This is a genomic window from Colwellia sp. MEBiC06753 (assembly GCF_053470325.1).
Genome location: NZ_JBQMTM010000019.1, coordinates 36,924 through 50,220 on the forward strand (window position 1 = coordinate 36,924; position 13,297 = coordinate 50,220).

At 41.1% G+C, this 13,297-nt stretch carries 9 protein-coding genes; 4 read left to right on the forward strand and 5 right to left on the reverse strand.

The genetic code is table 11. The annotated features are described in order from the left end of the window. Positions 1-72 precede the first annotated feature (72 nt). The 3 genes from ACOB82_RS14515 to hutC are packed head-to-tail and all read right to left on the reverse strand — an operon-like array spanning position 73 to position 4,349. A complete protein-coding gene (locus tag ACOB82_RS14515; RefSeq protein ID WP_448213698.1) occupies positions 73-2,097 on the reverse strand; it encodes a urocanate hydratase in 2,025 nt (674 codons plus the stop codon). 14 nt (positions 2,098-2,111) lie between these two features. After that, on the reverse strand, positions 2,112-3,632 hold the full coding sequence (hutH, locus tag ACOB82_RS14520; RefSeq protein ID WP_448213699.1) for a histidine ammonia-lyase: 1,521 nt from the start codon (positions 3,630-3,632) through the stop codon (positions 2,112-2,114). A gap of 15 nt (positions 3,633-3,647) precedes the next feature. Beyond that, positions 3,648-4,349: a histidine utilization repressor gene (gene hutC, locus ACOB82_RS14525; RefSeq protein WP_448213734.1), complete on the reverse strand. Its 702-nt coding sequence runs from the start codon at positions 4,347-4,349 to the stop codon at positions 3,648-3,650. Positions 4,350-4,544: 195 nt separating this feature from the next. On the opposite strand from hutC, the gene hutI reads away from it, so the two are divergent. Then, positions 4,545-5,795 carry an imidazolonepropionase gene (gene hutI / locus ACOB82_RS14530; protein ID WP_448213700.1) on the forward strand — a complete coding sequence of 417 codons (1,251 nt, stop codon included), beginning with the start codon at positions 4,545-4,547 and terminating at the stop codon, positions 5,793-5,795. Positions 5,796-5,968: 173 nt separating this feature from the next. After that, entirely contained in the window at positions 5,969-8,038 is a 2,070-nt protein-coding gene (locus tag ACOB82_RS14535; protein WP_448213701.1) for an EAL domain-containing protein, read from the forward strand. Between the two features lie 95 nt (positions 8,039-8,133). Here the strand turns inward: ACOB82_RS14535 and rraA are convergent, their stop codons facing one another. After that, a complete protein-coding gene (gene rraA, locus ACOB82_RS14540; protein ID WP_448213702.1) occupies positions 8,134-8,619 on the reverse strand; it encodes a ribonuclease E activity regulator RraA in 486 nt (161 codons plus the stop codon). A gap of 271 nt (positions 8,620-8,890) precedes the next feature. Here rraA and ACOB82_RS14545 point away from each other — a divergent pair, with 271 nt between their 5' ends. Both ACOB82_RS14545 and ACOB82_RS14550 read left to right on the forward strand, forming a co-directional pair. Beyond that, positions 8,891-10,897 (forward strand): putative bifunctional diguanylate cyclase/phosphodiesterase, encoded by a 2,007-nt coding sequence (locus ACOB82_RS14545; RefSeq protein WP_448213703.1) that lies wholly within the window; start codon positions 8,891-8,893, stop codon positions 10,895-10,897. 114 nt (positions 10,898-11,011) lie between these two features. Next, positions 11,012-12,871 (forward strand): methyl-accepting chemotaxis protein, encoded by a 1,860-nt coding sequence (locus ACOB82_RS14550; RefSeq protein ID WP_448213704.1) that lies wholly within the window; start codon positions 11,012-11,014, stop codon positions 12,869-12,871. 48 nt (positions 12,872-12,919) lie between these two features. Here the strand turns inward: ACOB82_RS14550 and ACOB82_RS14555 are convergent, their stop codons facing one another. Beyond that, positions 12,920-13,297 carry a gamma-butyrobetaine hydroxylase-like domain-containing protein gene (locus ACOB82_RS14555; protein WP_448213705.1) on the reverse strand — a complete coding sequence of 126 codons (378 nt, stop codon included), beginning with the start codon at positions 13,295-13,297 and terminating at the stop codon, positions 12,920-12,922.

The following is a 13,297-nucleotide window of genomic DNA, read 5'->3' on the forward strand; positions in this document are numbered from 1 at the left end:
AATTAGTTGTTATTCAATATCAAAAAAGCCCGCTTAATGCGGGCTTTTTTATCTTTAGTCTTTTACTACACGTTAGAGTGATAACGTATTTAAGATCTCGTCATCTACAATATTGGCTAACGTCACTTTTAATTTCGGTGTCCGCTCCATTTCACGTTTAATTGCGAAAATTGCTTCATCGTTTCTTGCCCAGCTACGACGGGCAATACCGTTGTTAACATCGAACAATAACATTGATTTTAAGCGACGCTCAGCGCTCTCTGTGCCGTCAAGCAGCATACCAAAACCGCCGTTAATCACTTCGCCCCAGCCAACACCGCCGCCGTTGTGAATAGACACCCAAGTCGCACCGCGGAAGCTATCGCCAATTACGTTGTGAATTGCCATATCAGCAGTAAAACGGCTGCCATCGTAAATGTTTGAGGTTTCACGGAACGGTGAGTCAGTACCTGACACATCGTGATGATCGCGGCCAAGCACTACAGGGCCAATTTCGCCTGCATTAATTGCATCGTTAAATGCTTTAGCAATTTCCATGCGGCCTTGAGCGTCAGCATAAAGAATACGCGCTTGTGAACCAACTACTAGCTTGTTTTGCTTAGCGTCCTTGATCCAAGTGATGTTATCTTGCATTTGCTGCTGAATTTCTGCTGGCGATTCCGCCATAATTTTTTCCAGCACACGGGCAGCGATGGCATCGGTTTTATCTAAATCTTCTGGCTTGCCTGAAGTACACACCCAGCGGAAAGGACCAAAACCATAATCAAAACACATAGGGCCAAGAATATCTTGCACGTATGATGGGTATTTAAAATCAATACCATTTTCCGCCATAACATCGCCACCAGCGCGTGACGCTTCTAGTAAGAACGCGTTACCGTAATCGAAGAAGTAAGTGCCGCGTGCGGTGTGTTTATTGACCGCGTCAGCATGGCGTTTTAACGTTGCTTGTACTTTTTCTTTAAATACTTCTGGCTGCTCACGAATTAAGCGGTTTGATTCTTCATAAGAAGTATCAACTGGGTAGTATCCGCCTGACCACGGGTTGTGTAATGAGGTTTGGTCTGAGCCTAAATGGACAAAAATATCTTGCTCATAGAAGTTCTCCCACACATCAACCACGTTGCCGATATAAGCGATTGACACTACTTCTTCATTGGCTTGTGCAGTTTTTACGCGGGCGATTAGCTCGTCCATATTATCGATAAGTTCATCAACCCAACCTTGCTGATGGCGCTTAGTTGCCGCTTTCGGGTTAACTTCAGCACACACAGTTATACAATTGGCAATATTACCGGCTTTAGGTTGAGCGCCACTCATGCCACCAAGGCCGGCGGTCAGGAAAATTTTACCTTTAGGAGTTTCACCAGTTAGCCCTTGTGCCGCAAAGACTTTACGGAATGCGTTCATTACCGTAATGGTAGTGCCGTGAACAATACCTTGTGGGCCAATGTACATAAACGAACCGGCGGTCATTTGACCGTATTGGGTCACGCCTAACGCGTTAAATTTCTCCCAGTCATCAGGCTGTGAGTAGTTAGGGATCATCATACCGTTAGTCACTACGACACGCGGTGCATCTTCCGAAGACGGAAATAAGCCCATAGGGTGACCTGAATAGATATGAAGTGTTTGGTCGCTTTCCATTTCGCTTAAGTACTTCATGGCTAGTAAGTATTGCGCCCAGTTTTGGAATACTGCACCGTTACCGCCATAAGTAATCAACTCTTCTGGATGTTGAGCAACCGCTGGATCTAAGTTGTTATCAATCATCAGCATGATAGCGGCAGCTTGCTGGCATTTTGCTGGATAATAAGTAATACAGCGCGCTTGCATATCGTAACTTGGCTTAAAGCGGTACATATAAATACGACCAAAATCCTTAAGTTCTTGAGCAAATTCTGCGGCTAATTCTTGGTGCCAAGCTTTTGGGAAATAGCGCAGCGCATTGCGTAGCGCTAGCTGCTTCTCTTCAACCGATAAAATATCTTTACGCTTTGGTGCGCGGTTAGCATCTGCCGGATAAGGCTTAGCGGCAGGCAATTCGCTTGGGATGCCTTGCGTGATTATTTCTTGAAAATTCATTGCTGTTTTCATAATAAAAGGCTCCCTTATGCTGACTGACTTGGGTTAACGTTAAACGCTTGCGTTTTCACCATAGTGATAATGGCATCAATATCCGGCTTTAACAGGCGATCTTCTTCAAGCTTGGCAACTTTGGCGCGGATCACATTAAAGTTATGCTCGATAATGTCTGAACATTTGTTTGGGCGTCTAAAGTCAATGGCTTGTGCGGCATACATTAATTCAATGGCTAAAATCTTTTCTAAGTTACCTAAGATTTGATTGAACTTACGGCTAGAAATACTGCCCATCGACACGTGATCTTCTTGACCCATCGACGTTGGCACGCTATCAGCTGACGGTGGGAAACATAGCGATTTGTTTTCAGTCACCAAGGCTGCAGTTGCATATTGCGGGATCATCATGCCTGAGTTCAAACCGCCAGAGGTGGTTAATAAACGTGGTAAGCCGTGTAAGCCTTCAAGTAATAAATAACAACGGCGGTCAGCAATGTTGCCAAGTTCAGCGGCGGCAATTGATGCGTAATCAAGCACCATAGCTAGTGGCTGACCATGGAAGCTGCCACCAGAAATGGCTTCTTCATCGCTAATGACAATCGGGTTGTCGGTTACTGAGTTCATCTCAATTTCCGCTAACTCGTTTAAGTGGTTAAAGGCATTACGTGATGCACCATGTACTTGTGGAATACAGCGTAGTGAATATGGATCTTGCACGCGATCACAGTCAGTATGTGACGCCATATTTTCAGAGCCTTTAAAGAATTCACGCATACGGCTTGCAACTTCAATACAGCCAGCAAATGGGCGAGTTTCATGAAGCTCTGCTTTAAATGGTGAAGCACTGCCTTGCATACCTTCAATACTCATGGCACCCGCTAAATCGGCTAAGTCCAATAAATAGCGCATTTTGGTTAAACCAGTAATGGCATGCGATAAAATAAATTGGGTACCGTTAATCAAGGCTAAGCCTTCTTTAGCGTGTAAATCCATTGGCGCTAAGCCGTGCTCTTTTAGTTTTTGGGCTGCTGGCACGATTTTATCAACGCCATTTTCAGTTACCCAGAATTCACCTTCACCTAATAAAGGTAAGAATAAATGTGAAAGTGGTGCTAAATCGCCAGATGCGCCTACTGAGCCTTGCTCTGGAACCACTGGAATCAAATCAAGTTCAATGAATTTCAACATGCGCTCAACGGTTTCAAGGCGAATGCCCGAAAAGCCTTGGCTTAAGGCATGAACTTTGGTGATCAACATTAATTTTGAAATGGCTTTAGCAATGGGCTCGCCCACACCTACAGCGTGAGTGATCAATAAGTTTTTTTGCAGTAAATTAGTTTCTGCCGGCGTGATTTGGGTATCACATAGCGGACCAAAACCAGTATTAATACCGTATACCGCTTCATCAGACGCTGCCATTTTGTCTACGCGTGCTCGGCTGGTATTAATTTTATCAATTGCCTGTGGGCTAAGTTCAGCGTTAATAGTGCCATTGGCAATACCATTAACAATATCAAGAGTTAGACGGTCAATACCATAGTTAAACGTCATCTCAATGCTCCTAAATTAAAAAACTAAATGGCTGCCTAAGCGGTATTTGTTACCGGGCGCCGTTAATATTGCTAAGCTGACTACGCCCTGACTTGACCAGGTTCGACGCTTAACTTGTAAACATGGGGTTGTTTCATCTATTGCCAGTAATTGGCAGATATTTTTTGCTGCAAGAACAGCTTCTATTTCGTGAGTTGCTTCAGTAAGCGGCGCTTCAATAGAAAGGTATTCATGCGGTGTAATTTGAGTAAAGTTTTGTTGTAAGTATGCGGGTACTAACTTACCGTTAACATATCGCTGCTCAAGCTGAATTGGTTGCTCGTTTTCAAAATGTAATACTTCCGAATAGAACACTTGGTCGTTGTCTTTTACATCAAGCAATAACGCTATTTCACCAGTAACGGTAATGGCTTTTAAGGTGATTTGTTCTGCGTTATGACGATGACCTCGCTCATGAATTTCGTCGGCAATATTGCGTATTTCCAAAAGTGATGACTGAGATTTAAAGGTGGCAACAAAAGTGCCCGCACCTTGTGAGCGAATTAGAATGCCTTGCTCGGTTAATTCTTGTAATGCCCGTCTTGCTGTCATTCTACTAACCGAAAATTGCTCAGCTAGTTCATTTTCAGATGGCACTTTTTCATGTTGTGGCCATTTTCCAGATTCGATCATCTGGCAAATATAATCTTTAATGACAGTAAATTTAGCGGGCGCCATAGCAGTAATTAACCTGTTAGCTTTAAGTTGTATATACAATCTCATGTTTTATTAGCAAAAGCAATAGTTGTATATACAAGCTTGCTATCAAGCTTGCAATCGAGTACATTGCAGCCATTAACACCATAGTCGCAAATCACTTTTAACGCGCGTGCTTTGCGAATAAATTCAGTAAAAATACGATTGAGCATCACCATGATTGATACCAGCCAATGGCAAACACTTTTTATAAATGTTCACTTAGCAACGATGACAGATGGTGGCCAAAGTTATGGCGAAATAACTGACGGCGCGCTGGCGCTAAAAGATGGCAAGATTGCTTGGCTTGGCAAACAGCAAAATTTACCTGCTTATCACCCAGATGTTGAAGTAGTTGATGGTCAAGGGCAATGGCTGACGCCGGGCTTGGTCGATTGTCATACTCACTTAGTTTATGGCGGTAATCGTGCCAATGAATTTGAAATGCGCTTGCAGGGCAAGAGTTACGAGGAAATTGCTAAAGCGGGTGGGGGAATTGTTTCTACAGTAGCAGCAACGCGCAGTGCTTCTAAAGGTGAGCTGGTTGCGAGCGCATTGCCTCGTTTAAATGCGTTATTTAACCAAGGCGTAACTACCATTGAAATTAAATCAGGTTATGGTTTAGATACTGCCAATGAAATAAAAATGCTCGACGCAGCAGGTGAGCTGGCAAACCATGTACCGGTTACTATTCGTCGTACGTTTTTAGGTGCTCATGCATTGCCTGTTGAATACAAAGATCGTGCTGATGAGTATATTAGCTTAGTGTGTGATGAAATGATTCCGGCAATTGCCAAGGCTAAGCTTGCTGATGCGGTAGATGTATTTTGTGAAGGTATTGGCTTTAATTTAGTGCAAACTGAACAGGTTTTTGTAGCGGCAAAAGCTCATGGTTTGCCAGTAAAAGTGCATGCCGAGCAGCTATCAAACCTAGGTGGTACTGAATTAGCGGCGAATTATCAGGCGTTATCATCTGATCATATAGAGTTTTTAGACGAGACTGGCATTAAAGCCATGGCAGAGCATGGTACCACTGCCGTGTTATTACCAGGGGCGTTTTATTTTCTACGTGAAACTCAACTGCCGCCAATTGAGCTATTGCGCAAGCATCAAGTGCCAATGGCGATTGCCACCGACGCTAATCCTGGCTCATCACCGATTAATTCATTGCAATTAATGCTTAATATGGCTTGTACGCTATTTAGATTAACCCCTGCAGAAGCATTAGCGGGTGTAACTTGTCACGGCGCAAAAGCACTAGGTTTGGCAGATTGCAAAGGGCAACTTGCTGTAGGTTATGACGCAGACTTGGCGCTGTGGAAAATTCAGCAACCAGCCGAATTGTGTTACCAGTTTGGGGTGAACCCACTAGCAAGCCTATATATTAATGGTAAAAGCTATATTAACGGTAAAAGCACTGATAAATAATCATTATTCGCTAAAGTGTTGCTAGCTGGCTACATCTGTACAAAATGCCCTGTATTGATTACTCTTATTGAATATTCAGGGCTATGGATTTACAGAAGATGGAGTTGGTTAGTTTTCGTTCCCTTTTTTCCTTTAAATGGTTTGTGATAGCGGCTTTATTAGCAAGCGCCGGAATGCCTGTTTACGCCGCGCAAGATACAATCTTCTCTTTTGCCGATTTTAATATAGCCTTTGTTCTAGGTCTAAGCTTACCTATCTTATTAATTTCTATATTAATTAACCGTATTGTACCCAATCCTTGGTGGTATTTTGCTGGGTTAATGCTTAGTGCGATAGGCTTTTTATATAGCATCACCTATTTAGTTAACTATCAGGCGCCAGCGTTACTCACTTTTGCTACCACTACACTTTGCTTTATGTATCTGTGGGCACTAGCCAGTAGTAGCTTGTTTTATATTGACCAAGAAAGTGACTATTACCCGCATATTTCACTGGCAGTTAAATTATTGTCAGCGGCCAGTGCTATTTACGTCGCATTAATTTGGCTGGTACCTAGCCTAGATGCTTATATTGGCTGGCTGACATATACCGGCATTATCTTATTTGCTGGCGCTGTACATATCGCACTATTAGCAAAAATAGCACCCCAACATGTTATCCGTTTAGTAGGACAGTGGTTAGTTGTTGGGGCATTTGCCACGATTATGTTTTTCTATCTCAATGCTCAAGTTGGTTTAAATTGGCTAATTATCGCGTTTATTACCAGCTTTATTGTTGCTTTAGTTAATGGGAATTGGGAGTTAATTCATAAACTATATCAACTTGTTACTGACAATAAAGAACAGCAGGGTAAGCAACTAACCCCCGATCAATTATTTTCGTTTACTCATGATCCGGCAACCAATTTACCGTCTTATCAGCAGGCAATTATGCGTTTTGAGCAGTTAGCGAAGCAAAGCAAGTCAAATCAATACGCGATTATTGTTATTAAGCCGAAAAATTTTGAGCATGTGAATCGAGTCTTAGGTCATCAAAATTCAGATATTTTGTTATTGCAGTTAGCGTATTGCCTAAAGAGGGAAGTAAGCAAACTCGATTACTTAATGAATTTTGATTTTTCCGATATTAATGCCAAATTAGCGCGCTTACCTAGCTTAAATTTTATGTTGGCAATGGACTTGAGCAAACTTGAGCATAGCCGAGAGGTAGCTATAGACCACCTTTGCCAACAACTTGCTAGTGCTGTGCCACCAGCAATGAGTTTTAAAAGTTTCTCTTTGCGTTTTGAGTTAGCGTGTGGCGTCGCCTATACCGATGAACATGGTCATTCAATTTCCGAAGTGATTTCTCATGCTGGCGATGCGGTATTTATTGCTGAAAAGTTACAGGCATTATGGTCGCTATTTGATCGAAAAGTAGCGCAATATACCGACCAGCAATTGCATAAAATGGAACAATTAAAGCAAGATATTCACAACGATAAATTAGTTTGGCAAGTTTCACCGCAATTCGATATTGATAGTCGCCAAATTAAAGGCTTTACGTTGTTTCCTACGTGGCATTTTGGTGGCAGGAAAATTAATTCGGCTGAATTTATTGAGCTTGCTGAGCAAAGTGGCGAAATAAATAACCTGACGAAAAAGCAAATAGTGCAGGCATGTCATACCTTAAGTGAATTAAAACAGCTGAATGTCTATCAGTCGATAGGTATAGAGTTAAATAGTAGTGATTTACTAGAACCAGACTTAGTTGATTTTATTGAGGCGCAAATTGCTAAATTTCAAATTGCCCCGAAATATTTAATGATTCAAATGAGTGAATCGGTTATGCAGGTAGCTGTTGATCGGGCAAAGCAATTAATTGCACACTTAAAGTCTTTGGAAGTTGCTATTTGTATTGATGATTTTAGTGGCGGCTATGAATCGCTGCGCTATATCAGAAAACTTTCAGTTGATCAGGTCAAAATTTCTTGTAGTTATTTAGGCATGAGTGAATCGGGGAGTGCCGAAAAAGCGATTGTTAATTCTTTAATAAACCTTGCACGTACCATGGGACTTAATTATTTAGCCAGCGATATTCAAACGAAAGAAGCGCTTGAAGCCGTGGCTGTAATGGGATGTAAAGTTGTTGAAGGCGAAGTGTTAACACCGGCAATTAATATTGAAGAATTAAATAATTGGATTGAGTCGTGGTTTAAGCGTTATCCGGCTGCGCATACACGCAGCTCGGCAATTGATATTTAACTGGCTAGCGACTAACTCTAGCAACTAGCTTTCTTTGAGCAAATCGATAGATTAAATTGACTGCTGCAAAATCATACAGCAAAAATCAGTACGCGCTAGTCAATATCTAAAGGTTCAGGAGATAAAATCATGCCAGTGTTATCGGCATACAGATGATCATCAGGCAGGAAAGTCACGCCTGCAAAGTTGATGGCAAGATCGCTTTCGCCGATTTCACTATCAGAGGCTCCAACAGGAATTGAGACAAGCCCTTGAATACCTAACTCCAGCTCTTCAATTAAATCAACATCGCGTACGCTGCCATAACATACGATACCTTCCCAGCCATTTTTTGCGGCAAGCTCAGCAATTTCAATATCGATTAATGCGCGTCTTGTAGAACCACCGCCATCAATCACTAATACTTTACCTTCGCCATCTTCGGTTAAAATATTGCGAATCAATCCATTATTCTCAAAGCATTTTACTGTGACAACTTTTCCGCCAAATGAAGTTCTGCCGCCATAGTTACAAAAAATAGGCTCTAAAACATCAATAAGGTCAGCATAAATATTACATAACTCTGAAGTGTTATATTCCATGGATTTTACTCTTAGTTGTATTGAGTGAATGTTGTATTGAGCGACAATTCATTACCGTACTTTTAACTACTTTAAATAGTGTAGTAAAGCTAATTGACTGCTGCAAAATGTACATCAATAGTCAATACGCATTAATCGTCGCTTATAGTGAATAGCGACATTGTAGCAAGGGATTTAATTAATCGCTTGTTTATGTTGAATTATCTTGCTTGAAATCAAAAGAAAAACATTATTAAATAGTTAACTGAATTTTCAACGTGCCAAGGCGTTCATGAGCGAACAATTACTCGCTAATACATTTTTATATTTAACAAACGCTATTGTTTACGGCACATTAACCTTTTTTCTTTGGCGATTTTATCGCGGGTTTGGTCGTCAATATGTCAAATATTGGTTGTTAAGCCTTTCGGCACTTGCAGCTAGCCAATTGTTTCAAGCGTTCAAAGCGTATAACGCTTTATTACCCGAAACTCATCTTTATCAATATATTTTAGAAGCACTATACCAAAGCAGTTATTTTGTCTTTGTTGGTCTATTTGCCGGGGGACTTTATTCTGCCCAAACTAAAGTAAGGTTTCAGCGAAGAACCTTAGCACTAGTTACAGGACTATTAATTTCGGTTGCCTGGCTATTAACATCGATGTTCGCTTTTACTGATGCGCATCTTTATGATCGTTTCTTTATGCGAGAAACGCTACCAGCGTTCATCTTCGCCATAATGTATTTTGCTATTGCCTATGCTTTATATCGCGCGCAATCTAAACATTTCTCTAATCGTATTATGATGATTTTATGCAGTACCTTTGGTGCTCGCTATTTTCTATTTTCGATGTTTTCGACATTAGCCTTAACCGAACCTTGGTTTAACCAAGTGCAACGATTTGTCGTGTATTTTGATATTGGGTCGCATGCCGTTATCGGTTTTAGCATGTTAATTTGGATGCAAGGCGCTGAACGAAGTGCCGCGGTAACAGCTCGAAATAAGGCACAGTACTTAGGTCAGCATGACTCGTTAACTGGCTCACTCAATCGCGAGCAAGTATTGGAAAAAATGCCAGAGGCCATGGCTGATGCTGATGCCAGAAACAATAAACTGTGCATTTTCCTTATGGATATCAAACGCTTTAAATTCGTAAATGATACTTACGGTTTAAAAACAGGCGATTATATTCTAGGTGTCATTGCTACACGTTTAAAAGAAAGCTTATTTAAACCACGTATTGTTGGTCGACTAAGCGGTGACTCTTTTATTTATGTTTTTGAGTACAGTAATGAAGCACAAATCACTAAAGCATTGTCACATTTACATGAATTAATCGCTCGTCCGTATATCTATGAGCATAAAGAAATTATGTTGCAATGTAGCATTGGCTATAGCCAGTACCCTGAACATGCAGACAATGCCGAAAGTTTATTACAGCTGTCGAATTTAGCGTTATTCCATGCGGAATCTCGTAATGAAGCCAGCAAACAGTTTAGCCATGATATGCAAGTGAAAGGCCGACACTTATTAGAAATGGAAAAGTCGGTGAAATTGGCGATGAAGAATGATGAGTTTGAGTTATATTTCCAGCCGCAACTCAACTTATTAACCAACAAACTAGAAGGGGTGGAAGCGCTTGTTCGCTGGAATCATCCAGTTGATGGCTTTTTAACTCCGGCTAACTTTCTCGATGATATTGAAGCATTAGCACTCAATAGTGAATTTGATAACTACGTCCTTGATAAGGCCTGCCAAGCAATTTCACGTTGGCACAATGATTACCGGAAATGGGTTACTGTGGCCGTAAATATTACCGCAGTAGAATTTCAAGACCCGTTATTTGTTGGCAAAATTCAAACGCTATTGCTCAAATATGATGTGCCTCCTAACTATTTAGAATTGGAAATCACTGAAAATGTCGTGATGACCGACCTTGAGTCAGCGATGGATACCATAGTCACGTTGCAAAGTATGGGTATTAAGGTATCAATTGATGACTTTGGTACTGGTTACTCGTCATTGGCCTATTTACGTAACTTACCAATAGATAAAATTAAAATTGATCGCAGCTTTATTCAGGAAGTTGCAGAAAATGACTCTGATTTGACCATAGTTGATTCGATGATCAAACTTTCCCACGGCCTAGGAAAACGAGTGTTGGCCGAAGGGGTTGAAACCCAGACCCAGCTAAATGTCCTGCGTAAGCTTAATTGTGACGCTGTACAAGGCTACTTTATTAGTAAACCAATAAGTGAGTTATCTTTGGTGAACTATTTCAAACGCAAATCGGCATAACGTCCTATTAGCCAATAAAAACAAAGCGTTTCTTTATTTAAATCCTTGTCTATACTGAATTTAATCAAACGGTTAAATTTTAGTAAGCAACATGTTAAACAGGAAGGGTGTTAGATGTTAATTAAGCAAAAGCTAATCCTTAATACAGTAATTTTAGCGGTCAGTATGGTCTTGATGCTGCTCTTGCTATTTTTTTCGGTAACGGCACTGGAAGATAATATTGAAGTGGCGAGGGAGATTGGTAATGTTGAAACGGAAGTTTTGCAGTTAAGACGCCATGAGAAAGACTTTTTAGCACGCAAAGATATCGCCTATTTTGATAAATTTGATGCGCAAATGAAGTTGTTAAATAGCCATATTAATCGCTTAAATAGCTCATTTGAACAAGTTGGCTTGACGGTACCAGAAATCGCGTCGCTAAAAACAATCACCCAACAATATCAGCAAGCATTTAATCGTTTGGTTGAATCTCAAAAAGCCATTGGTTTATCGCCGACTGATGGTTTATATGGCAAGTTGCGAAGTGCTGTTCATGATGTTGAAACCTTGATTGGGGAAGATGACTACCAGTTACTTAGCGGCATGTTGCAATTAAGGCGCAATGAAAAGGACTTTATGTTAAGGCTCGACGAAAAATATATTGGGCGTTTGCAGACCAATACTGCCAAACTTATCTCTTCGGTGCAGGCCAGTGATTTAGACAGTGAACGCCGCAGCGGAATTGTCGAGCTATTAAATAAATATGAACAAGCATTTTTAGCACTCGTTGCTGAGCAGAAGAAGTTAGGACTTAGTCCAACCGAAGGCATTTTGGGTGAAATGCGCGAAATCATTCATCAAGTTGATAAAACGTTAGTTGAGATGATTAACGTTAGCGAGCAACAAGTAAAAGACTATACGCGCTTTGTTGATATTTTGGCGTTTGTTATCTTTTTCGTTGTATTAGTTATTGCCATTGCTTTTGCTGTTTATATTGCGCGCAGCATTTTAATCTCAATTACTAAGCTGCAAGATACAATGTTAGCCATTGCCGATACCAATGATTTAACTATTGCCATTGATACCTCAGGTAAAGATGAGCTAGGAAAAATGGCGGTGGTGTTTGACAAAATGATGGCTAGCTTTAGAAACTTAATTATTGAAGTAAACCATTCGGTCGAAACCTTAAATGACGCCACTAATCAGGTAACAGAAAACATTCACGCAACTACTGAAGGCGTTGATGCCCAAATTCAAGAAACCGATATGGTGGCGACAGCCGTTACCGAAATGGTGGCGACAGTAGATGAAATTGCTAAAAATACCCAAGAAGCTGCTAGTAAAGCTGAATCAACTAATGAAAATGCAGTAAAGGGTAGAACTGGTGTCGGCCAAACCATTTCGCAAATAGAGCAGTTATCATCAAATTTAATATCTTCTGAGCAAGTGGTGCAAGAGTTGGCTAAAGACAGCCAAACTATAGGCTCAGTACTTGATGTTATTCGCGGTATTGCCGAACAAACCAATTTGCTAGCGCTTAATGCTGCCATTGAAGCGGCAAGGGCAGGTGAACAAGGTCGCGGTTTTGCTGTGGTTGCTGATGAAGTCAGAACGCTGGCCAGTCGCACTCAAGATTCAACCCAAGAAATTGAAACCATTATTCATACCTTGCAAAACCGTACCAAGCAAATTGTTGAACATATGGCAGGCTGCCGCGTTCAGGGGGATGAAAGTGCATCAAAAGCAGATGTCGCTGGTAAAATGCTAGAAGAAATTACTCATGATGTTGAGACCATTATGGATATGAATACGGCAATTGCTGCAGCTATTCAGCAACAAAGTGCAGTTGCCTTAGAAGTTAACAAGCATGTGGTTTCTATTCGCGATGTTGCTGAACAATCCGGGCAGATGGCGCATCAAAATGTTCAAATGAGTGAAGAGCTAGCTCAGCAGGCAGAAGTGTTAAAAACGGAAGTCAGTCGATTTAAGGTTTGACCGTTATACTTGACCGTTAAGTTTAACCGTTAATTTGTTGTTCAGTGGTTAAAGCTGTTTAATATCTATGGTTGCTTCACGGGAATGACCGCTAGCGGCTAGTTGTTGTAGGTATTGCTGCCATAGTCTATCGCGATTTTCGTTAAGGTATTTAAAATCTGCAACAGAATAAATTTGGCTAAAGCCATCATCAAAAATCAGTCGGAAACCATGTTTGCCGACTGATTCTATAGAGCTCAATTTCACTAACTTTTTGTGAGTGGCCACGGGGGCTTTTGCTGAAGCATCTATTGCGACCACCCGCAAAAACTCGGTATTAAATGCCCAGTTTTCTTGCTCAACTAACGGCGCATTAGCCGTTGGGCCAACAGTTATGATTAACTGTTGGCCTTTTTCAGCGATAGTGAATTGAGTAATGGTTTTCAT